Source organism: Streptomyces sp. NPDC003379, from assembly GCF_053589195.1.
On sequence record NZ_JBSFRK010000005.1, the window covers coordinates 238171 to 261109 of the forward strand.

18 protein-coding genes are annotated in these 22939 nt (G+C 72.5%); 13 read left to right on the plus strand and 5 right to left on the minus strand.

Annotated features, from left to right (window positions below; all coding sequences use genetic code 11):
* Positions 1–125: 125 nt before the first annotated feature.
* Positions 126–869 carry a TIGR03089 family protein gene (locus ACWDVB_RS07250; RefSeq protein WP_451518907.1) on the minus strand — a complete coding sequence of 248 codons (744 nt, stop codon included), beginning with the start codon at positions 867–869 and terminating at the stop codon, positions 126–128.
* Positions 870–1007: 138 nt separating this feature from the next.
* Here ACWDVB_RS07250 and ACWDVB_RS07255 point away from each other — a divergent pair, with 138 nt between their 5' ends.
* From ACWDVB_RS07255 to ACWDVB_RS07265, 3 genes are all read left to right on the plus strand, one after another.
* The gene (locus ACWDVB_RS07255; protein ID WP_451518906.1) at positions 1008–2576 is read left to right on the plus strand and encodes a peptidoglycan recognition protein family protein; all 1569 of its coding nucleotides are present in this window, start codon (positions 1008–1010) and stop codon (positions 2574–2576) included.
* A gap of 150 nt (positions 2577–2726) precedes the next feature.
* Positions 2727–3809 carry a sugar phosphate nucleotidyltransferase gene (locus tag ACWDVB_RS07260; RefSeq protein ID WP_451518905.1) on the plus strand — a complete coding sequence of 361 codons (1083 nt, stop codon included), beginning with the start codon at positions 2727–2729 and terminating at the stop codon, positions 3807–3809.
* Positions 3810–3846: 37 nt separating this feature from the next.
* On the plus strand, positions 3847–4845 hold the full coding sequence (locus tag ACWDVB_RS07265; RefSeq protein WP_451518904.1) for a DNA-3-methyladenine glycosylase family protein: 999 nt from the start codon (positions 3847–3849) through the stop codon (positions 4843–4845).
* Positions 4846–5179: 334 nt separating this feature from the next.
* Here ACWDVB_RS07265 and ACWDVB_RS07270 read toward each other — a convergent pair whose 3' ends face one another.
* Genes ACWDVB_RS07270 through ACWDVB_RS07280 form a run of 3 tightly spaced genes read right to left on the minus strand, consistent with a single transcriptional unit; the run spans position 5180 to position 8107 of the window.
* Complete coding sequence (locus ACWDVB_RS07270; RefSeq protein WP_451611949.1) at positions 5180–6694, minus strand: coenzyme F420-0:L-glutamate ligase; 1515 nt, start codon at positions 6692–6694, stop codon at positions 5180–5182.
* The gene (gene cofD / locus ACWDVB_RS07275) at positions 6601–7557 is read right to left on the minus strand and encodes a 2-phospho-L-lactate transferase (RefSeq protein WP_451518903.1); all 957 of its coding nucleotides are present in this window, start codon (positions 7555–7557) and stop codon (positions 6601–6603) included. Before cofD ends, ACWDVB_RS07270 begins: the two co-directional genes overlap by 94 nt.
* 34 nt (positions 7558–7591) lie before the next feature.
* Complete coding sequence (locus tag ACWDVB_RS07280; RefSeq protein ID WP_451518902.1) at positions 7592–8107, minus strand: cysteine dioxygenase; 516 nt, start codon at positions 8105–8107, stop codon at positions 7592–7594.
* A gap of 625 nt (positions 8108–8732) precedes the next feature.
* On the opposite strand from ACWDVB_RS07280, the gene ACWDVB_RS07285 reads away from it, so the two are divergent.
* From ACWDVB_RS07285 to ACWDVB_RS07295, 3 genes are all read left to right on the plus strand, one after another.
* Positions 8733–8996, plus strand: a complete 264-nt coding sequence (locus ACWDVB_RS07285; protein ID WP_016642094.1) for a WhiB family transcriptional regulator — start codon at positions 8733–8735, stop codon at positions 8994–8996.
* A 221-nt stretch (positions 8997–9217) separates the two neighbouring features.
* Entirely contained in the window at positions 9218–12880 is a 3663-nt protein-coding gene (locus ACWDVB_RS07290) for a glycosyltransferase family 2 protein (RefSeq protein WP_451518901.1), read from the plus strand.
* A complete protein-coding gene (locus ACWDVB_RS07295) occupies positions 12877–14376 on the plus strand; it encodes a DUF5719 family protein (RefSeq protein WP_451518900.1) in 1500 nt (499 codons plus the stop codon). The genes ACWDVB_RS07290 and ACWDVB_RS07295 overlap by 4 nt, the downstream gene beginning before the upstream one ends.
* A gap of 71 nt (positions 14377–14447) precedes the next feature.
* Here the strand turns inward: ACWDVB_RS07295 and ACWDVB_RS07300 are convergent, their stop codons facing one another.
* Positions 14448–14909 (minus strand): metallopeptidase family protein, encoded by a 462-nt coding sequence (locus tag ACWDVB_RS07300; RefSeq protein ID WP_451518899.1) that lies wholly within the window; start codon positions 14907–14909, stop codon positions 14448–14450.
* Positions 14910–15170: 261 nt separating this feature from the next.
* On the opposite strand from ACWDVB_RS07300, the gene ACWDVB_RS07305 reads away from it, so the two are divergent.
* From ACWDVB_RS07305 to ACWDVB_RS07335, 7 genes are all read left to right on the plus strand, one after another.
* Positions 15171–15593 (plus strand): DUF3499 domain-containing protein, encoded by a 423-nt coding sequence (locus tag ACWDVB_RS07305; protein ID WP_451518898.1) that lies wholly within the window; start codon positions 15171–15173, stop codon positions 15591–15593.
* Positions 15594–15760: 167 nt separating this feature from the next.
* Positions 15761–17377, plus strand: a complete 1617-nt coding sequence (locus ACWDVB_RS07310) for an L-lactate permease (RefSeq protein ID WP_451518897.1) — start codon at positions 15761–15763, stop codon at positions 17375–17377.
* Between the two features lie 209 nt (positions 17378–17586).
* Complete coding sequence (locus ACWDVB_RS07315; RefSeq protein WP_451518896.1) at positions 17587–18951, plus strand: phosphomannomutase/phosphoglucomutase; 1365 nt, start codon at positions 17587–17589, stop codon at positions 18949–18951.
* 200 nt (positions 18952–19151) lie between these two features.
* On the plus strand, positions 19152–19328 hold the full coding sequence (locus ACWDVB_RS07320; protein WP_358588566.1) for a Trm112 family protein: 177 nt from the start codon (positions 19152–19154) through the stop codon (positions 19326–19328).
* 68 nt (positions 19329–19396) lie between these two features.
* Positions 19397–20596: an SIS domain-containing protein gene (locus ACWDVB_RS07325; RefSeq protein WP_451518895.1), complete on the plus strand. Its 1200-nt coding sequence runs from the start codon at positions 19397–19399 to the stop codon at positions 20594–20596.
* A gap of 79 nt (positions 20597–20675) precedes the next feature.
* Positions 20676–21827, plus strand: a complete 1152-nt coding sequence (manA, locus tag ACWDVB_RS07330) for a mannose-6-phosphate isomerase, class I (protein WP_451518894.1) — start codon at positions 20676–20678, stop codon at positions 21825–21827.
* Positions 21828–21947: 120 nt separating this feature from the next.
* Positions 21948–22907, plus strand: a complete 960-nt coding sequence (locus ACWDVB_RS07335; protein ID WP_451518893.1) for a cation diffusion facilitator family transporter — start codon at positions 21948–21950, stop codon at positions 22905–22907.
* The last annotated feature ends 32 nt before the right edge of the window (positions 22908–22939 follow it).

A 22939-nucleotide genomic window follows, 5' to 3' on the forward strand; every position in this document is an offset into this window, starting at 1 on the left:
GAGCCGGGACGGCACTCCGGTGAGGGGACACTGGGCGGCGCGGGAAAGCACCGCCAGGCCCGCGGGGAACGGCAGACCAGCCCCACCGCCCCCCGCCCAAGGACACAGGCAGCGCCCCCGCCCCCTCACCGCACCGTGACAGACACCCGCTCATCCTCGACCCGCTTCTCCAAACCACCCTCCGCAAGCCGCCGGCAAAGCACCACAGAGCCTCCCACCGCGAGCGCCGCGTACAGCCCGGCACTCAGCCCCTCCCAGGTGCCGTACGAAAGCCCGGACAGAACCCGCGACCCGGCCCCGACCCCGAGCCGCGCGGCGTCGGCACGGGCCCGCTCCACGATCCCGGCACCCGTCAGCTCCTCGCCACCGACCACAAGGGCGGGCTCGTCCGGGTCCACCGGCGCATACGGGGCGAACTGGTCCCCCTGGCCAGGAACCTCAACCGCGTAATCCGCAAAGCCGCCCGGCGGCTGAGGGAAGCGCCCACCAAGCGGCCGCAACGCGAGCGCGACCCGCTCCCCGGAGCAGGCGCGCGCCGCGTCCAGCGAGTCCGGCCCGCTGACGACGAGGTCGGCCGACGCCGGGTCACCGCCCACGTCCGCGACCACGCCCACCGACGAACAGGCGAGCAGCCACACAGCCGTCTGCCAGTGCGCGGGGAGTAGCAGCACGGCCCGGTCACCGGGTTCGGCGGCGAGGTCGCCCTGGAGCAGATTGGCGGTCTTGGCCACCCAATTGGCGAAGGTGGCGACGGACAATTCCACGCGCTCGCCCGTGGCGTCGTCGTAGAAAGTGACCAGGGGGCGTCCGGGATCCGCGGCGAGCGCGGATCGCAGCAGGTCGGCGGGGGTGCGGTCGTTGGCGTTCACGGGCGCAAGGGTACGCGGGCAGCGGCGAGCCGCCCGGCGTGGCGGGGGAGCGCGGGCCACCGGATCTACCACTCTGGGCCGACGGTCCGTCAATTCCCCAATGGACAGATAGGTTCAGGTATGCCGACGATCAGACGTATGCGTGGATTTCTTGCTTCCTCGATCGGCGTCACCTGCGCAGCCGCCCTGGCGCTGCCCCTCACCCTGCCGTCGTCCGACGCCCGGGCCGCGACCCCCGGCGCACCACCACCCGCCGGACCCGCCACCGAGGCGACCGCCGCCGAGACGGTGCCCGGCACTCGGACGACATCCGACACTCAGACGGGCTTCGCCGCTCGGACGGCCTCCGGCACCCAGACGGCCCCCGCCGCTCGGACGCCCACCGGCACCCAGACGCCCCCCGCCGCCCGGACACCCCCCGCCGCCGAGGCGATCCCCGGCAGCACCCAGTCCCTGCCGCTGGGCCCACTCGACTCCGACCGCTCGGCCGCCCCCGCGGAGCGCGAACAGGGCCTGACCCGGCGCGACGTCCGCCTCTTCTCCCTGGTGGGCGTCGTCTGGGACGACCCGGCCGACGAACTGCACGGCACCGTCCAGGTCCGCACCCGCGCCAGCGCCACCGCCACCTGGTCCGGCTGGCAGGGCGTCGAGACGCACAACAGCGAACACGGGGCCGACCCGGACACCGTGGAGCGCGCCACCGGCAGGGTCCGCGGCTCCACGGCCCCCCTCTGGGTCGGCGACTCCGACGGCGTGGAGATCCGCGTACGGGCGGAGCCCGACCGGCACGTGGACCGCGCCCCCACCGACGCCCTGCTCCCCAAGGGCCTGCGCCTCGAACTGGTCGACCCCGGCGACGAGCCCCCACCACGCGGCGGCCAGGTCGACGTGCCGCGCGCCCCCGCCATGACGGCCGAGGCCGCCGCGGCTGCGGCCGTCAACGCGGACCTCGCCCCCTTCGGCGCCACCGCGATCCCGGAGCTGACCAAGCAGCAGACGGAGGACGACCTGATCGCCGCCTACGGCGGCACTGAAGCGGCCAGCACTGAAGCGGCCAGCACTGAAGCGGCCAGCACTGAAGCGGCCAGCAAGGCGCGCCCCTACATCGGCCCGCGCCCGCGCATCATCACGCGCAAGGGCTGGGGCGCGGACGAGCGCATCCGCGAGCGGGGCTTCGCGTATTCAAAGACCGTCAAGGCCGCCTTCGTGCACCACAGCGCGTCCGGCAACAACTACCGCTGCTCACAGGCGGCATCCGTGCTGCGCAGCATCTACCGCTACCACGTCAAGAGCAGCGGCTGGCGTGACCTCGGCTACAACTTCGCGATCGACAAGTGCGGAAACATTTACGAAGGACGTGCCGGAGGTGTGGCCAAGCCGGTCCTCGGGGCCCACACTCGCGGTTTCAACGTGAACAGCACGGGCATCGCCGTCCTCGGCTCGTACAGCAGCGCCAACCCACCGAAGGCGGCCGTGGACGCCATCGCCCGGCTGACCGCGTGGAAGCTCGGCCTGTACGGCGCCGACCCGAGCGGTACCACCCATCTGACATCCGGCGGTGGAAACCTGTACAAGAAAGGGACGAACGTCAGACTCCAGGTGATCTCGGGGCACCGTGACGGATTCGCCACCGACTGCCCCGGCAGTCGCCTGTACGGCAAGCTCGACACGATCCGGACCGCCTCGGCCCGCTTGCAGGGCCGCTGAGGCCGGTCGCACCGTACGAGTCGCACCGTACGAGTCGCCGTACGAGTCGCACTGCACTGTACGAACTGCACGATCTGCAAACCCGTCTGCATACACTGGCCGGCCGAAACCCTAAGTTCGGCCGGCCCCAGCAGGAAGCAGAGACGACAGGTGACAGAAGCGATCCTCCTGGTCGGCGGCAAAGGAACCCGGCTGCGACCGCTCACGGTCCACACCCCCAAGCCGATGGTCCCGGCGGCAGGCGTCCCGTTCCTCACCCATCAGCTCGCGCGGGCCCGCGCCGCGGGCGTGGAACACATCGTCCTCGCCACCTCCTACCTCGCCGAGGTCTTCGAGCCGCACTTCGGCGACGGCTCGGCGCTCGGCCTCCACATCGAGTACGTCACGGAGACCGAGCCCCTGGGCACGGGCGGCGCCATCCGCAATGTGGCGTCGCACCTGCGTTCGGGCCCCGACGACCCCGTCCTCATCTTCAACGGCGACATCCTCACGGGCCTGGACATCCGCGCCCTCGTGGATACGCACGAGATGTCCGGCGCCGACGTCTCCCTGCATCTGACCCGGGTCGAGGACCCGAGGGCGTACGGCCTGGTCCCCACGGACGCGACCGGCCGGGTCACGGCCTTCCTGGAGAAGCCGCAGACCCCCGAGGAGATCGTCACCGACCAGATCAACGCGGGCGCCTACGTCTTCCGCCGCTCGGTCATCGACACGATCCCCGAGGGCCGCCCGGTCTCCGTCGAACGAGAGACGTTCCCCGGCCTCCTCTCCTCCGGCGCCCACCTCCAGGGCATGGTCGACTCGACGTACTGGCTGGACCTGGGCACGCCCCAGGCCTTCGTACGCGGCTCCGCGGACCTCGTCCTCGGCCGCGCCCCCTCCCCGGCGGTCCCGGGCCGCCGCGGCGACAGCCTGGTCCTGCCCACCGCCTCCGTCGCCCCCGGCGCGAAGCTCACCGGCGGCACGGTCATCGGCGAGAACGCCCGTATCGGGGAGGGCGCGCGGATCTGTGGCAGCGCGGTCCTGGCCGGCGCCGTCGTCGAACCGGGCGCGGTGATCACGGACTCCCTCATCGGCGCGGACGCCCGCGTCGGGGCGCGCGCGGCGCTCACGGGGGCGGTGATCGGCGACGGAGCGGATGTCGGCGCCGACAACGAGCTGCGCCAAGGCGTACGTGTCTGGTGCGGGGCCACGCTTCCGCCGGGCGCCGTCCGCTTCTCCTCCGACCAGTAGCCTCCGGCGAGGGCGGGCGTCGCCTACCCTCGTACAGATGTCGTCCCGTTTCGCCCCGCGCCCCCCTCGCACCCCGGTGCGCGGCGGCGAAACAGCCGTACCGGTGGGCGTCCCCCGCCAGATCGCGGCCCCGCGGACCCGCACCTGGAAGCCGCCCTTCCCTCTCGACCTCGGCCCGACCCTCGGCCCGCTGCGGCGCGGCCCCGCGGACCCCGCCTTCCGGATGACCCCCGACGGCTCGGCCTGGCGCGCCAGCCGTACGCCCGAGGGCCCCGGCACGCTCCGTGTGGCGCTGCGCTCCGGCACGGTGGAAGCGGAGGCCTGGGGTCCGGGAGCCCTGTGGCTGCTGGACGGCCTCCCCACCCTCCTGGGTGAATCGGACGACCCCTCGGCCTTCGAACCCCGCCACCGCCTGGTCGCCGCGACGGCACGGCGCCGCCCGGGGCTGCGGCTGGTGCGCACGGGCCTGGTCCTGGAGTCCCTGATCCCGTCGATCCTGGAACAGAAGGTCACGGCGGACGAGGCCTACCGCGCCTGGCGCCTCCTGCTCCGCGCCCACGGCGAGCCGGCGCCGGGCCCCACCCCCCGCCACATGTACGTGATGCCGGACCCCCGCACCTGGGCCCTGATCCCGTCCTGGGAGTGGCACAAGGCGGGCGTCGACAACAAGCGGGCCTCGACGATCCTGCGCGCGGTGCGGGCGGCCCGCCGCCTGGAAGAAGCGGCGACGATGCCCCCGCTCCAGGCCCAGGCCCGCCTGGAACTGATCCCCGGCATCGGCCCCTGGACCTCGACGGAGACCATCCAGCGCAGCAACGGCGCCCCCGACGCGGTGACGGTCGGCGACCTCCACCTCCCCGGCATCATCGGCCACGCCCTGGCGAACAACCGCGAAGCGGACGACGAGACAATGCTGACCCTCCTCACCCCCTACACAGGCCAACGCCACCGAGCGACCCGCCTGATCCTCCTAAGCGGCCACACCCCACCCCGCAGAGCCCCCCGCATGAGAAAAACGGACATCGCCCTACTCTGACCAGGGACCGCAGCCGAGCCTCAAAAGGAACGACACAAGCACCACCGGCGAAGGGGCGCGGGGAACGGCGCGAGCAACCCCACCAAACCCGCAGCGAGCAACGGCGCGAGACTGCCCAGGGGCGCGGGGAACTGCGCGCCCAGCCACAGCGAACCCGCAGCAAGGAACGACGAGCAGCCCCCACCAAGGGGCGCGGGGAACTGCGCAACCAACCCCCACGCACCCGCAGCGAAGCACGACGCGAAGGCCGCTCAAGGGGCGCGGGGAACTGCGCGCCCAGCCCCCACACACCCGCACCAGAAGCCGCCCCCCAACCCCCAGAGGGCCACCTCACCTACCGAACAGCGACAAATCCCCCCACATCCCGCGGACCCCGAGCCGGAGGCTCCCCCGCCGGGCGCCCCACAGCCACCGCCCCCATGGGATCCCAGGACTCCGGCAACCCAAGAACCCCCCGCACGACATCCCGACAGAACATCGTCGAGGAAACCCACGCGGAACCAAGCCGCTCCCCGGCCAGGGCGACAAGGAAGTTCTGCACACCGGCCCCCGCCGAGACCACGAACATCTCCCGCTCGGCCCCATCCCGCCGCGCGTCCCCATACGTATGGGAGCCGTCCATCACCAGACAAGGCACCACCAGATAGGGCGCGTTACGCAGCACGTCCCCTCGCCGCACCCGCCTGGCGACCGCCTCCTCCGACTTCCCGTCCCGCCGCAGATCCGCGATCCACGCGTCCCGCATCGCGTCCAGCAGCTCGACCCGCGCGGCAGCGGACTCCACCAGGACGAACCGCCACGGAGTGGTGTGATGCGGCGCCGGCGCGGTGAGCGCCGCGGCGACGGCGCGCCGCACGGCCCCGGGATCGACCTCGTCGTCGGTGAACTCCCGCACGGTCCGCCGCAGCGTCACCGCTTCCCGCACCGCTTCGGACGTCCCGAGCCGGAACATGTCATCACCCGCACTACGCACCAAAGCCCGGGCCCCCACATCCACGAAGCCCTCAGAGCCATCAGAAGAACCCTCAGAACCCTCAGAACCCTCGGAACCCTCAGAGCCCACAAAGCCCTCAGAGCCCCCCAAACCCTGCCCAGCCCCCCCACCCACCACAACATGGCGAAGCCCCCGCACCACCGCCACAGGCAACCCCGCAGCCTTCCCCTTGACGAGATCCCCCGCGGCAGCCAACTCATCGGCGGTCGCGACGACAGTCGCACTCAGCGGATTGCCGTACGCGTCAAACCCGCCCCGCAAATCGTCGAGCACCCGCACGCCCGCCGCCCCGATGGCGACATCGGTGAGCCCGGACCGCCAGGGCCGCCCGAACGTGTCGGTGACGACGACACCCACCTCGACCCCCAGCACCTCCCGCACCCCGTCCCGCACGGCGCGAGCCGAGGCATCGGGGTCGGAAGGCAGCAACAGCACCGTCCCCGCAGGGGTGTTCGACGCGTCGACCCCGGCCGCGGCCATCACGAGCCCCTGCCGGTTCTCGACGATCCGCAGCGTCCCGCGCCGCGCGACGACCCGTACGGTCTCCGCGTCGATGGCCGCCTCACGGTCGCTCGCCTCGACGATCCGCCCCTCGGCCTTGCTGACGATCTTCGACGTGACGATCAGGACGTCCCCGTCGGTGAGCCCCGGCTCGGCGGCCGCGATCAGCTTGGCGAGGTCGTCGCCCTCCCGCACCTCGGGCAGCCCGGGCACGGCCCACACCCGGTACGCGGGCCCGGCGCCGGAGCCGGAGGCGGCGCTCACGCCCGTACCTCCGAGGCGAGCACGAGAGCCTGGCGGGCCATCTCCGCCGCCGTGTCGACGTCGGTCATCATCAGCGGAATGGCCCGGCACCGGATCCCGGCGCTCTCCACCCGCTCCACCACGCCCGCGTCGACACTGTCGACGAGCCATCCGTCGAGCAGCCCGCTGCCGTAGTGCTCGGCGACGGCGGCGGCACTGGTCTCCACGCCGACGGCGGCGAGCACCTTGTCGGCCATGCCCCGCACGGGCGAGTCGCCGACGATGGGGGAGAGGCCGATCACGGGCACGCCCGCCTCGGCGATGGCCTCGCGAATGCCGGGCACGGCGAGGATGGTCCCGACGCTGACCACGGGGTTGGACGGCGGGAAGAGGACGATGTCGGCCTCGGCGATGGCTTCGAGGACGCCGGGCGCGGGCTTGGCCTGCTCGGCTCCGACGGGCACGACGGCGTGCGCGTCCACGGAGGCGCGCAGCCGCACCCAGTACTCCTGGAAGTGCACGGCCTTCTGCTCGCCGTCGATGGTGACGGCCACGTGCGTCTCGACGCGGTCGTCGGACATGGGGATGAGCCGCACCCCGGGCCGCCACCGCTCGCAGAGCGCCTGTGTGACGGCGCTGAGTGGATATCCGGCGCCCAGCATCTGCGTCCGCACGATGTGCGTGGCGAAGTCCCGGTCGCCGAGCCCGAACCACTCGGGCCCGACGCCGTAGGACGCGAGCTCTTCCTTGACCTTGAACGTCTCGTCCGTACGCCCCCAGCCCTGCTCCTCGTTGATGCCACCGCCGAGCGTGTACATCACGGTGTCCAGGTCGGGGCAGACCTTCAGCCCGAACAGGTGGATGTCGTCACCGGTGTTGCCGATGACCGTGATGTCCGCGTCGGGCGCGGCCTTCTTGAGCCCGCGGAGGAAGCGGGCGCCGCCGATACCGCCGGCCAGAACCACAATGCGCATGTGCTCCAGCATGTCAGGCGGGTACGACAGTTGGTCAGGCGGTTACGACATCCTCCGCGACGCCGCCCGCCACTGAGGCGGCGCACTGGGCGGCGTGCATCGGCATCTCGGTCAGGCCGGGGTAGTAGACGTGCAGGCTGACGGCCGGTTCGAGGGAGTCGTTGACGACCTCGTGGACATACCCCGGCGCGAAGACGCGCTGCGCGCCCGCCCCGAGCGTCCGCGCGCCCCGCTGGGTGCGCTCGGTCAACTCACCCTCCAGGAGGGTGAGTACGCCGGATGAGCGCCCGTGGTCATGCAGCCCGCTGCCCTGTCCGGGCACCCAGGAGAGCAGCCAGACCTCGTAGCCGGGGCCTGTGCGCAGGCGGTGGTACCAGCGGCTGGTGGCGTCGTACTGGACGAGGGGCTCCCACTGGGAGCGGTCGGCCGCGATGGTCCGCGCGAGGCCGACGAACTCGGCCACGGTCGCGGGATGCTCGCGGGCGGGCTGCAGCAGGTGCGGGACTTCGAGGATGTCGCCGGCGATCTGGAGGTCACTGTCGCTGTTCATCGTGCGGTGGTTCCTCAACGTAAGAGTGCTGGGGTGTCGCGAAGGATGGGTGGAGCGCGGGGAAGGCAGAGAAGCGGGGAAGGCAGAAAGGATGGTGCGGAGAAGCGGCTCGACAGCTGGATGGACTCAACAGCTGGAGCAGGAACAGCAACAGCGCGCGTGGGCAGCACCGATGGACCCGCTGGTGCGGGTCATCGAAAGAGCCAGGTTCGCGAGCATGCCCACCAGGACACCTGCTCACACCTTCTACTGTCAACTCATTGTCCGCTATGTGGGATATGTTTCACCTCATCCGGTTGTTCGGTCAGGTGAAAGGTTTGTGCACCGGGCACACGGGACACATGGCGCACAGCAACCGGCACTCAAACATTGACGTCCACCCCTGTAGGACCTCCCCCCGAGGTCCTCGTGGAGGGCGGTTTTGGGGGCCGCCGACGGGCTTCGTGGTTTATGCCGATTTGAACACTTTCTGCATAGCCTTGGTTCCGCAGAGTGAATAAGGGGCCCAATAGCAGATCTCGGCTTGACTGGCCCTGATCGGCGCACTTGTAATTTCACTCGTGTCGTTCAGCCGGAACCGGTAACGGCAGCACCACGGGGACGCACAGACAGACGAGGGGCGCACATGACCGAGCTGGTTCAGGAACTGCTGGTCGAGGACGCGGACGAGGAACTCGGCTGGCAGGAGCGCGCGCTGTGCGCCCAGACCGACCCCGAGTCCTTCTTCCCCGAGAAGGGCGGCTCCACGCGCGAGGCCAAGAAGGTCTGTCTCGCCTGCGAGGTCCGCTCCGAATGCCTCGAATACGCACTCGCGAACGACGAACGCTTCGGCATCTGGGGCGGCCTGTCGGAGCGTGAACGCCGCCGACTGAAAAAGGCAGCGGTGTGATCGGAAGAGCATCCGCGCAGATGCCGCCCCGTCAATTCGGCATACATCTCCCAATCAGCGCGCAACGAAGCGCAACGAACGGCCCGTCGCCCCTGGGTTATCCACAGGCGGCGGGCCGTCCTGGTGTCAGCCGTTAGTGTGGGGCCCCGTCCGAGACGCCCCGGCGCCCCCGCAGGGCGCAGGCGTCCACCGCAGTCCATCGAACCGGGGCCCGTACCTCGATGTCCGTGCACAGCCATTCGGCAGCCCATCACGACGCTGCCGCCCCTGAGTTCCCGCGGCACGTCGTGACCGCCGTCCTCGTCTCCCACGACGGCGCCCGCTGGCTGCCCGACGCCCTGGCAGGGCTGCTCGGCCAGGAGCGGCCCGTGCAGGACGCCGTGGCCGCGGACACCGGCAGCGCGGACGACTCCGCCCGCCTCGTCACCGAGGCCCTCGGCCCCGACCGCGTGCTGCACCTCGCCCGCCGCTCCGGCTTCGGCACCGCCGTCGACGAGGCGGTCCGCGGCGCCGGGGTGCTCACCCCCGAAGAACTGCCGTATCTGAAGCGCCCCAGCGGCTGGGACCCGGTGAGCCGCTCCTGGCGCGACGACACGTACGACCTGCCGGACCTGCCGCACGGCGAACCCGTGCAGTGGCTCTGGCTGCTCCACGACGACTGCGCGCCCGAGCCCGACGCCCTCGCCGAACTGCTGCGCGCCGTCGAGAACGAACACGAGCTGGGCAAGGACGTCGCCGTCGTCGGCCCCAAGCTCCGCGGCTGGTACGACCGCAGGCAGCTCCTGGAGGTCGGCGTCTCCATCGCCAACAGCGGCCGCCGCTGGACCGGCCTGGACCGGCGCGAGCAGGACCAGGGCCAGCACGACCACGTACGGCCCGTGCTCTCCGTGTCCACCGCGGGCATGCTCATCCGCCGCGACGTGTATGAACAGCTCGGCGGCTTCGACCGCCGTCTGCCGCTGATGCGCGACGACGTCGACCTGTGCTGGCGCGCGCACGCCGCGGGGCACCGCGTCCTCGTCGCCCCCGAAGCCGTCGTCCGGCACGCCGAGGCGTCCTCGCGCGAGCGCCGCACCGTCGACTGCGTCGGCCGTACGGCGACGTCACCACACCGCGTGGACAAGGCGGGCGCCGCCTACACCCTGCTCGTCAACGCCCGCTCGGCCGTGCTGCCCTGGGTGCTCTTCCGGCTCGTCTTCGGCACGCTCCTGCGCACCGTCACCTACCTCGTCGGCAAGGCGCCCGGACAGGCCCTCGACGAAATCGCCGGCCTCCTGGTGACGCTGCTGCGGCCCGGGAGGATCCTCGGCGCCCGCAAGCAGCGCGGCAAGCCGGTGCTCGACGCGGGGGAGATGCGGGCCCTGTTCCCGCCGCCGGGCGCCACCGTGCGGGCCACCGTCGAACAGGCCGCGGGCGGCCTCGTCGGAGGCTCCGACCCCGAGGCCCCCGGGGGAGCGGGACGGCACGGCGCCGTCGAGTCCGGGCCCGGCGGCGACGACGCCGACTTCCTGGAGGTCGAGCAGTTCGCCCGCCTCAAGCGCATCGCCCGCAAGCCGGGACCGGTGCTCTTCGTAGTACTCCTCTTCGTCTCGCTCATCGCCTGCCGCGCCCTGCTCGGCAGCGGGGCGCTCGCGGGCGGCGCGCTGCTGCCCGCGCCCGCCGACTCCTCGGGCCTGTGGGCGCGCTACCTGGACGGCTGGCACGCGGTCGGCACGGGCGGCACCCAGGCCGCCCCGCCGTATCTCGCGCTCGTCGCGGGCCTGTCCACGCTGCTGTTCGGCTCCACCGGGCTCGCGGTCACCGTGCTGCTCGTCGGCTCCGTGCCGCTGGCCGGCTTCGCCGCGTACTTCGCCTCGCGCCCGCTCGTCACCTCGCGCCTGCTGCGCGCCTGGGCCTCCGTCGCGTACGCCTTCCTGCCCGCCGCCACCGGCGCGCTCGCGGGCGGCCGCATCGGCACCGCCGTCCTCGCGGTCCTGCTGCCGCTCATCGCGCGCGCGGGCATCGCGGCCGCCGGTCTGACGGCCTCCGGGGGCGCCCGCGGCACCTGGCGCGCCACCTGGGCGTACGCGCTGCTGCTGACCCTCGCCACGGCCTTCACGCCGATCGTCTGGCCGATCGCCCTGGTGCTCGGCCTCGCCCTCCTCGTGCTGCGGGTGCGTGACATCGCGGCCTACGGCCTGCGCTTCCTCGCCGCACTCGGCACACCGCTGCTCATCCTTGCCCCCTGGTCGCTCACGCTGCTGCCCTTCGGCTTCTTCAAGGAAGCGGGCCTGGAGTTCGGCAGCGGCTCCGCGACGGCCCTCGATCTGCTCGGCATCAGTCCCGGCGGTCCCGGCACCGTGGACGGGCTGATGCTCGCCGGCATCGTGCTCGCCGCCCTCGGCGCCCTGCTGCGCGCCGAACGGCAGCTGGCGGTCCGCACCGCCTGGACGGCCGCCCTGGTCTCGCTGGTCTTCGCCGTCCTGTCGAACGGCTCGGCGTGGGCCGGACCCGCCACTCTCGGCTACGGCATCGCGCTCCTCGCCGCCGCCGCGCTCGGCGCCGACGGTGCACGCGCGCGTGTCGCCGAGCAGAGCTTCGGCTGGCGCCAGCCGGTCGCCGCGCTCATCGCGTTCGCCGCGGCGGCCGGGCCGCTGCTCGTCGCCGCCGGGTGGATGATCCGGGGCGCCGACGGCCCCCTGGAGCGGCGCGACCCGGTGCAGGTGCCCGCGTTCGTCGCGGAGGAGAGCGGCACGCAGGACCAGGCCCGCACCCTCGTCCTCGACAGCGAGTCGGCGGCCGAGGTCACCTACACGCTCGTACGGGGATCGGGCGCCCGGCTCGGCGACGCCGAACTCGTCGCGGCCGCCGGCCCCGACGCCCGACTCGACAAGATCGTCGCCCGGCTGGTCGCGGGCTCCGGCGCCGACCAGGCCGACCACCTCGGCGGCTACGCGGTCCGCTACGTCCTCGTACGCCAGGGCGCTCCCCGCCAGATGAGCCGCACCCTGGACGCGACCCCCGGCCTGACCCGGCTCAGCCAGGAGGACGGCAGCGCCCTGTGGCGCGTGGACCGGCAGGTCTCCCGCGCCGCCATCGTCCCGAGGACCGGCGACCCGGAGCCCGTCGCCGCGGGCCCCGTCGAGCTGCACACGAAGATCACCTCGGGCGACGAGGGCCGCGTGCTGCGGCTCGCCGACTCCGCCGCCCCCGGCTGGACGGCGACCCTCGACGGCCGCCCCCTGCCCCGTACCACGCTGGACGGCTGGGCGCAGGGCTTCGAACTGCCCACCTCGGGCGGCCGCCTGGACGTCACCTACGACGCGCCGGTGAGCCACACCGCCTGGCTGTGGGCGCAGGGCGCGCTCGCCGTCGTCCTCGTGGTGCTCGCGCTGCCCGGCAGGCGCCGCGACGTCGACGACGACCTCCCCGAAGAGCCGGTCATCCCGGCCCAGGCCGTCGAGGGCGAGGGACGCAAGGCGCGCCGACTGCGGGCCCAGAGCGAACAGACCGCGCAGGAGGCGGGCCAGGGGGCGGGCCAGGACGTACCGCCTCCTCCTTCGGAGGAGGCCCTTGCCGCCGTTCCGCAGCAGCAGTCGTACGGCGAATGGGAGACGCCCGCCCCGTCCTACCAGGCACAGGACTACGGGGCGCAGGACTACCAAGTGCAGGACTACCAAGCGCAGGACTACCGGGCACAGGACTACCAGGAGCAGCCCTACCAGAGCGGCCAGTACGACCCGTACGCCTCCTACGGCGGGGCGGGCGGTGCCTACGGAGGCGACCAGCAGTACGGCCAGTCCTACGGAGACGCCCCGTACGACCAGCGGCCCCCGATGTCACCGCCGCCCCCGCGGCCGCCGCACGGCACCGACAGTGAGCGCCCCGACGGGAGCCAGCAGTGAACCGCACCACCCAGTCCCTGATCGCCGTGGTCGTCGCCCTCGGCGCCGTCACCGGGTACGCCGCGTTCAGCGGCCCCGACGGCACGGGCGACGACAAGGCGAAGGTCGCCGCGCGGCGGCTGCCCGTCGAGCGCACCAGCCTGCTCTGCCCGGTCCCCAGCGCCTCCGACCTCGCCGAGACCTCGTACACCGCGTTCACCCCGAAGTCGAGCGGCACCGAGGGCACGGGCAAGGCGGAACTGCTCCCTGTCACCAAGCAGTTGACGGACGCTCCGCAAGAGGGCGCCAAGGGCAAGCGGGCCAAGCCCTTCCTGACCCAGAAGAAGCCGGGCGAGGCGGTCGGCGGCGAGGAGTCGGGCGCCGAGGCACCGGCGCTCATCGGCACCGCCGACGGCGCGCTCGCCCCCGGCTGGACCGTGCAGCAGACCACGACCTACTCCGCGGGCAGCGGCCGCGGCGCGCAGGGCACCAACTGCACCGCGCCCGACACGGACTTCTGGTTCCCCGGCGCGAGCACCGCCAAGGGCCGCAGCGACTACATCCACCTGACGAACCCGGACGACTCCGCGGCCGTCGTCGACGTGGAGCTGTTCGGCCCGGGCGGCGAGGTGACCTCCCCGGTGGGCGAGGCGATCCAGGTCCAGCCGCACTCCAGCGTCCCGGTGCTGCTGTCCACGCTCGCCGACAAGCAGTACGCCGACCTCACGATGCACGTGACCGTCCGCAGCGGCCGGGTCGCGGCCGCCGTGCAGTCCTCCGACGACAAGCTCGGCGGCGACTGGCTGCCCCCCTCCGCCGCCCCCGCGGCCGACGCCGTCCTGCCCGGCATCCCCAAGGACGCCACCTCGGTGCGCCTGGTCGCCTACGCACCCGGCTCCGACGACGCGGACGTCAAGATCCAGCTGGCCTCGCCGACCGGCACGATCACCCCGGCCGGAAACGAGAACCTCCACGTGAAGGCGGGCATGACGGCCGCCGTCGACCTCGGCGCCCTCACCAAGGGGGAGGCCGGTTCGCTGCTCCTGTCGCCGGCCGACAAGCCGGTGCCCGTCGTGGCGGCGCTGCGCGTCACCCGCGGCAAGGGCAGCGACCAGGAGACGGCGTTCATCCCGGCGACGAACGCGGTGGGCACGCGCGCGACGGTCGCCGACAACCGCGCCAAGGGCTCCACGCTCTCCCTGGTGGCCCCGGGCAAGTCGGCGAAGGTGAAGGTCACGGCGTCACCCGGCACCGAGGGCGGCTCACCGGCCACGAAGACGTACACGGTCAAGGGCGGCACGACCCTGCTGATCGACCAGCCGCCGGTGCCGGACGGCCTCAAGGGCTCGTACGCCCTCACGGTGGAGCCGGTGTCCGGCGGCGAGGTCCACGGCTCGCGGATGCTGGCACTGCCCGAGGACGGCATCCCCATGTTCACCGTCCAGACGCTGCCGGACGACCAGGGGACGGTCCTGGTGCCGGAGGCGGAGCGGGATCTGAGAGTGCTGCAGAAGTAGGGGGTGCTGCGGAAGTGGGGAAGTGGACCGGAAGTAAGCGGGCCGGTCCGGCCGGTCCGGTTCCGACTCCGTCAGTCCTCGTCGCCGTAGCGCGGATCGACCGACTCCGGAGACAGCCCGAGCAGGTCGGCCACCTGCTCGACGACCACTTCGTGCACCAGGGCGGCGCGCTCGTCGCGCCCCTTGGTGCGGATCTCCACCGGGCGGCGGTAGATGATCACGCGCGCGGGCCGCCCCTCGGACGCCGCGATGGAACCGCCCAGCGGCACCACCTCGTCGGGCCACTCCCCGTCCGAATCACCGGAACCACCCAGCGGCGGCACCTCGAGGACCAGGAACTCGACCTCGGTGAGCTGCGGCCAGCGCCGCTCAAGACGTTCCACGGAGTCCTGCACGAGGTCCGTGAAGGCCTCGGCGCGGCTCGCGGAGAGCGGCACCTGGGGCGGCGCCACGGGACCGCGCATGCCCCTGCCGTGGCGATCGCGGCGACGGGGCCTCGGGTCTACGGAGCGGGGCTGTACGGGGTCGTCCATCACTGATGAAGCGTAGTCCTCGAGATCGCCCTTTCCTCGCGGTGCGTGGCATGTCGCTTCCTGACCGTTCCGGTCGGGCTTGGACTCGATTCCGTATCTCTCAAGACCATCGATGTCGCGCCAAGTGACGTGATTCGCACCATGTGGTGACCGGATCCAACACCACACGCCTCTGCGGTCACTGACGTCTGCGCAGGTCAACGCGGTGCGCGCGCGGGGCGCCCGATCCGGGACCACGGCACGACACGGTGGGGTGACCTCATGGAGAGTCGTCGCGGCCCGCTCAAGAGTGCGGTACCGTCCAACATCGTGAGCCCTGTACGTCGCTGTTCGCGCACCGCTTGCGGCCGTCCCGCCGTCGCGACGCTGACGTACGTCTACGCCGACTCGACCGCGGTCCTCGGCCCCCTCGCCACTTACGCCGAACCCCACTGCTACGACCTGTGCGCCGAGCACTCCGAGCGCCTGACCGCGCCCCGCGGCTGGGACGTCGTCCGGCTCGCCGACGCCTCGGGCCCGGCCCGCCCCTCGGGCGACGACCTCGAAGCGCTCGCCAACGCCGTGCGCGAGGCGGCCCGCCCGCAGGAGCGCGCGGCCGAGGCGGGCGGCGGCGCCCGCAGGGCGGACCCGATGGAGGTCGCGCGGCGCGGCCACCTCCGGGTGCTGCGATCGCCCGAGTCCTGAAAGAGCCGGTTCCCGCAGGCGACTGACGGCACGTTTCCGCGGACGACTGACGGCCCGTTTCCGCGAGCGACTCTCGGCCCTTCACTGGATCTTCTCCGTCCCGCACGTTGACGCCCGTTCTCCGAGGCCACGACGATTTCGCCACCCCACAGCCCGGGAGGCGTTCCGTGTTCGTGCAGCAACTGGAGCCCGTGGCCGACTCGCTCGGCCTGTCCGCACTCGTCGCGACCCTGCCCCTCCTGACCGTCCTCGTCCTCCTCGGCGCCGTCCGCATGAAGGCCCACAGGGCGGGGCTGATCGGCCTCGCGGTCGCCGTGCTGGTCGCCTGGCTCGCGTACGGCATGCCACTCGGCCAGACCGCCGCCGGCGCCGCGCAAGGAGCCCTCTTCGGGCTCTTCCCCATCCTGTGGATCGTCGTCAACGCCCTGTGGGTGTACCGCATGACGGTCCGCACCCGGCACTTCGACATCCTGCGCCGCTCCTTCGGGCGGCTCTCCGACGATCCCCGCATCCAGGCGCTCGTCGTGGCCTTCTGCTTCGGGGCGCTCCTGGAGGCGCTCGCCGGCTTCGGGGCGCCCGTCGCGATCTGCTCGGTGATGCTCGTCGCCCTCGGTTTCGACCCGGTGCGCGCCGCGGTCGTCGCCCTCGTCGCCAACACCGCACCCGTCGCCTTCGGGGCCATGGGCACACCCGTGGTGACGCTGGCCCAGGTGACGGGCCTTCCGCTGGACACCGTCGCCACGGTCGTCGGCCGCCAGACCCCGCTGCTCGCCCTCGTCGTGCCGCTGCTCCTGGTGGGCCTGGTCGACGGGCGGCGCGGGCTGCGCGAGACGTGGGTGCCCGCCATGGCGTGCGGATTCGCCTTCGCCGCCGCCCAGTTCGCGGCCTCCAACTACGTCTCCGCGCAGCTCGCCGACATCGGGGCGGCCCTGGCGGGCGCGGCCGCGCTGGTGGCGGTGCCGCACGCGCGCAGACCGGCCGCCGAGCCCGTCCGCGCCGCGGTCCTCACCGGCGTACGCAGCGAGGACCTCGCCCACGACGACCCGCGCCCCGAGGTGCTGCGCGCCTACGCCCCCTACGCCCTCATCGTCGCCGTCTTCTCCCTCGCCCAGATCCCGGCCGTCAAGGACGCCCTCGCGAAGGCGACGCGCACCTTCGACTGGCCCTTCCTGAACGTCGGCGACCCTTCCGGGGACCCGGTCGGCGGCAACGTCTTCTCGCTCCCGCTGCTCGGCACCGGCGGCACGCTCGTGCTGCTCGCCGGGGTCGGCACGGCGGCGGTCATCGGGGTGCACGCGCGCGTGGCGGTACGGGAGTGGGCCGCCACCGTCCACGAACTGCGCTTCGCCATCCTCACCGTGACGTCCGTCCTGGCCCTCGCGTACGTCATGAACCTCTCCGGCCAGGCCGCCACGATCGGGCACTACGTAGCGGGCGCGGGCGCGGGCCTCGCCTTCCTGTCACCGGTCCTCGGCTGGTTCGGCGTCGCGGTGACCGGCTCCGACACCTCCGCCAACGCCCTGTTCGGCGCGCTCCAGGTGACGGCGGCCCAGCAGTCCGGGCTCTCCCCGGAACTCCTCGCGGCCGCCAACAGCTCCGGCGGCGTCCTCGGCAAGATGATCTCCCCGCAGAACCTGACGATCGCCTGCGCCGCCGTCGGACTCGCCGGCAAGGAGGGCGATCTGCTGCGCAAGGTGCTGCCGTGGAGCCTCGGGCTGCTCCTCGTGATGTGCCTGATCGTGGTGGGGCAGAGCACGGCGGTGCTCGGCTGGATGCTTCCGTGACGAGAGCCTGACCGTGGCTTGACGCTGCTCACAGCCCTTGTCGGTCGTTGCGGGTAGTTTGGGACGGCCGACGTGGGGTGACCGAGGTGGGTGGGGTGACCCATGCCGGGTGACCCCTGTCGGGCGATCGACGCCGGGTGACCGACGCCGGATCGACCGACGTACTTCCGATACCGCTGAACTCGCAGAGCTTGCAGAGAGGGTTGGCCGTGACTGCTGATCTGTCCCAGATCGTGAAGGCGTACGACGTTCGTGGGGTGGTCCCGGATCAGTGGGACGAGTCGCTGGCCGAGTTGTTCGGAGCGGCTTTCGCCCAGGTCACCGAGGCCACCGCGATCGTCGTCGGCCACGACATGCGCCCCTCGTCGCCGGGCCTGTCGCGGGCCTTCGCGCGTGGTGCGGCGGCGTGCGGAGTGGACGTCACCGAGATCGGGCTCTGCTCGACGGACCAGCTGTACTACGCCTCGGGCGCGCTGAACCTGCCGGGTGCGATGTTCACGGCCTCGCACAACCCCGCCCAGTACAACGGCATCAAGATGTGCCGCGCGGGCGCCGCCCCCGTCGGCCAGGACACCGGCCTCGCGGACATCCGCGCCCTGGTGGAGGGCTGGACCGCGACCGGCGCCCCCGAGCCCGCCGCGCGCCCGGGCACCCTCACGCAGCGCGACACCCTCACCGACTACGCGGCGCACCTGCGCGGCCTGGTCGACCTCACGTCGAGCCGGCCCCTCAAGGTCGTCGTCGACGCGGGCAACGGCATGGGCGGGCACACGGTCCCCACCGTTTTCGAGGGCCTGCCCCTGGAGCTCGTACCGATGTACTTCGAGCTGGACGGCACCTTCCCCAACCACGAGGCGAACCCCCTGGACCCGGCGAACATCGTGGACCTCCAGGCGCGCGTGCGCGCGGAGGGCGCCGACCTGGGCATCGCCTTCGACGGTGACGCCGACCGCTGCTTCGTCGTCGACGAGAACGGCGCGCCGGTCTCCCCCTCCGCCATCACCGCCCTGGTCGCCTCCCGCGAGCTGGCCAAGCACGGCGGCAAGGGCACGGTCATCCACAACCTGATCACCTCCTGGTCGGTCCCGGAGGTCGTCAAGGAGAACGGCGGCACGCCCGTGCGCACGCGCGTGGGCCACTCCTTCATCAAGGCCGAGATGGCCAGGACCGGCGCGATCTTCGGTGGCGAACACTCCGCGCACTACTACTTCAAGGACTTCTGGAACGCGGACACGGGCATGCTCGCCGCCCTCCACGTCCTGGCGGCCCTGGGCGAGCAGGACGGCCCGCTCTCCGCGCTCGTCGCCCAGTACGACCGTTATGCCGGCTCCGGCGAGATCAACTCCACGGTCGACGACCAGACCGCCCGCCTGGCCGCGATCAAGGAGGCGTACGCGGGACAGGACGGAGTGACCCTGGACGAGTTGGACGGCCTGACGGTGACCGCCGCCGACTGGTGGTTCAACGTCCGCGCCTCCAACACCGAGCCCCTGCTGCGGCTGAACGTCGAGGCGCGGGACGAGGCCACCATGGCCAAGGCCCGCGACGAGGCCCTGGCGATCATCCGCGGCTGAGCGGCTGAGGAGCGGCTGACGCCCCACGCGCGCGTGCGGCACCGGGGGTGCGGGGCGGGCCGCAGACCTCTCCACACCCCCCACGTCCCGCCTTTTGCGGAGGTAGGCTGACCGGGTCGCATCCTGTGCGGCGGCAAGGTCGTATTCTGTGCGGCCGCACTGCGAAAACCTCACCACATCAGCTCGAAGGGACCCACCCCATGGCGCTCGAAGCCGGCCTCCTGGAGATCCTCGCCTGCCCGGCCTGCCACGCCCCGCTCAAGGAGACGGACACCGAGCTGATCTGCACGGCCGACGCCAAGGAGTGCGGCCTGGCCTACCCCGTCCGCGACGGCATCCCCGTACTCCTGGTCGACGAGGCCCGCCGCCCCGCGTAACGGCATCCGCCCCGGCACGACCCAGCAGCGCGCGGGAAGCCGCGCAGGCGATTCGGAGGCCGTACCCCATGCTCGACGAGTCATTGCTCGATGCCCCCGAGGCGCTGGCGCGCGCCGACCGCCGGGGACTGCTGCGCGGCGCGGCCGAAGCGGGCGCCCGCGTCCGCACCGCGGTCCGCCACGCCGCCGAGGCCGGGCTGACGGAGCTCAAGCCCGACGGCCGCCCCCGCGCCATCCTGATCGCGGGCCCGGGCACCGCGGCAACCTGCGTCGCCAACCTGCTCGACGGCCTCGCCGGCGCCGGCTGCCCCGTCATCCGCCTGGCCCCGACCGGCGTCGCCCCCGCCGCGGGCGCCCTGCGCTGGGCGCTGCCCGGCTGGGTGGGCCCCGTGGACCTCCTCCTCATCGCCACCCCGGACGGCTCCGAACCGGGCCTGACCCTCCTCGCCGAACAGGCGTACCGCCGCGGCTGCACGGTCGTCGCCGTCGCCCCCGCGCGCACGCCGATCGCCGAGAGCGTCGAGGGCAGCCACGGCCTCACCGTCCCCCTGGCGACCTCGCCCTACGGCGCGTACGAGGGCGCGCACGACGAGAGCACCCGGGACTCCGGTTCGTACGAGGCACGCCGCGTCGAGGACGAATCCGCGCCCGGCGCCCCCTGCACCCTGTGGGCCCTGCTCGTCCCGCTCCTCGTGCTGCTGGACCGCACCGGCCTGATCGCCGCCCCGGTCGACGCCCTGCAGAAGGTCGCCGACCGCCTCGACCGCGTCGCGGAACGCTGCGGTCCGGCCATCGCGACGTACAGCAACCCCGCCAAGACACTCGCCGCCGAGCTCGCCGACGCGCTCCCGCTGATCTGGACCGAGGGCCGGTCCGCGGGCGCCCTGGGCCGCCGCTTCGCCACCACCCTCGCCGAGCTGGCCGGGCACGCCGCGCTCGCCGCGGAGCTGCCCGAGGCCCTGCCCGCCCACGGCGCGCTCCTCGCGGGCAACCCCGCGGGCGGCGACGACACCGACGACTTCTTCCGCGACCGCGTCGACGACCCGGCGTGCCTTCGCGCGCGCGTGGTGCTGCTCCGCGACCGCCCGGTGGATGCCGGGGGCCTCACGGCCGCCCCCGCCGCCCGCGAGCTCGCGCACGGCCACGACGTGGCGCTCAGCGAGCTGGAGCCGGAGGGCGGCGACGAACTGGAAGCGCTCGCCGAGCTGATCGCCGTCACGGATTTCGCCGCCGTTTACCTGGCGCTCGCTTCCGGCCACCGATCATGACAACGCGACCGCACAGACAGCGACCACAGTTCAGCACTCGCGTACGCAGTAGCCAGCAGCACTAAGGGAGAGCCCCTCCGTGGACCGCCTCACCAACACCATCCGCCCCTACGCCTGGGGATCCACCACCGCCATCGCGCGGCTCCTGGGCGCCGAGCCGAGCGGCGAGCCGCAGGCCGAGATGTGGATGGGCGCCCACCCGGGAGCGCCCTCGCGCACCGAGCGCGGCGCGCTGAACGAGGTCATCGAGGCGGACCCGGAGCGCGAGCTCGGCACGGAGGCGGTCGCCAAGTTCGGCCCGCGCCTGCCCTTCCTCTTCAAGATCCTCGCCGCGGGCGCCCCGCTCTCCCTCCAGGTGCATCCCGACCTCGCGCAGGCGAAGGAGGGTTACGCGGACGAGGAGCGCCGCGGCGTCCCCATCGACGCCCCGAACCGCAACTACAAGGACGCCAACCACAAGCCCGAACTGATCTGCGCCCTCACGCCGTTCGACGGCCTGTGCGGCTTCCGAGCCCCGGCCCGGACCGCGGACCTCCTGGAGGCCCTGGGCGTCGACTCCCTCAAGCCGTACGTCGATCTGCTGCGCGCCCACCCCGAAGAGGCCGCCCTGCGCGAGGTCCTCACGGCCGTGCTGAGCGCCGACCCCGAACAGATGGCCGAGACGGTCACCGAGTTCACGACCGCCGCCCAGCGCCTCGGCGGCGTCTACGCCCCGTACGCCGACCTCGCGCACCACTACCCCGGCGACCCCGGCGTCATCGCGGCGATGCTGCTCAACCACGTACGACTCCAGCCCGGCGAGGCCCTGTTCCTCGGCGCCGGCGTCCCACACGCCTACCTCGACGGCCTCGGCGTCGAGATCATGGCCAACTCCGACAACGTCCTGCGCTGCGGCCTGACCCCCAAGCACGTCGACGTCCCCGAACTCCTGCGCATCGTCCGCTTCGAGGCGACCGACCCCGGCGTCCTGCGCCCCGAGGCGTCGCCCGCCGGCGAAGAGGTCTACGAAACCCCGATCGACGAGTTCCGCCTCTCCCGCTTCGTCCTGCCCGAGGGCGCGGCCCCGCACGACCTCACCGCCGCCACCCCGCAGATCCTGCTCTGCACCGCGGGCACCGTCCGCGCGGGCGACCTGCCCCTGACACCCGGCCGGTCCGCATTCGTCCCCGCGGGAGAAAAGGCTGAAGTGTCCGGAGTGGGCACGGTTTTCCGGGCCACAGTGGTGGCCTGACGCACCAACACGCTCCCGTGCTGCAACAATGACCCACCGCAAAGGACGGGCAAAGCACCGCCCGCCGGCGTAGGCCGAGCACACAAGAGCACACACGAAGGCGAAGGGACCCCCGGCACTATGAGCGCGTCAGGCGGAACAAAGGCGATCGTCGCGGCACTCGCCGCGAATCTCGCGATCGCGGTGGCGAAATTCGTCGCGTTCATCTTCAGCGGCTCGTCGTCGATGCTCGCCGAGAGCGTCCACTCGCTCGCCGACTCCGGCAACCAAGGGCTGCTGCTCCTCGGCGGCAAGAAGGCCCAGCGCGAGGCGACCCCGCAACACCCCTTCGGCTACGGCCGCGAGCGTTACATCTACGCCTTCCTCGTCTCGATCGTCCTCTTCTCGGTCGGCGGCATGTTCGCGATCTACGAGGGCTACGAGAAGATCAAGAGCCCGCACGACATCGAGCACTGGTACTGGCCCGTCGGGGTCCTGGTGTTCGCGATCATCGCGGAGAGCTTCTCCTTCCGGACGGCCATCAAGGAGTCCAACGAGACGCGCGGTAACCTCACCTGGACCCAGTTCGTCCGCCGCGCCAAGGCCCCCGAGCTGCCGGTCGTCCTCCTTGAAGACCTCGGCGCGCTCGTCGGCCTGATCCTCGCCCTCGGCGGCGTCAGCCTGGCGCTCGCCACCGGTGACGGCGTGTGGGACGGCATCGGCACGCTCTGCATCGGCGTCCTGCTCATCGTGATCGCCATCGTCCTCGCCGCCGAGACCAAGTCCCTCCTGCTCGGCGAGGCCGCCGGCACCGAAGAGGTCGCGAAGATCGAGAAGGCCCTGGTCGACGGCGACACGGTCACCAAGGTCATCCACATGCGCACGCTCCACCTCGGCCCCGAGGAGCTGCTCGTCGCCGCCAAGGTCGCCGTCCGGCACGACGACACCGCCACGGAGGTCGCCGCCGCGATCAACGCGGCCGAGGAGCGCATCCGCGCCGCGGTCCCGATCGCCCGCGTGATCTACCTCGAACCGGACATCTACAGCGAGTCCGCGGCAGCCGAGGGCACCAACCCGGCGAAGTCGCCCGGCAACCACTGACTTTCCTCTCGTACGTACGTGGAGGGGGCCCC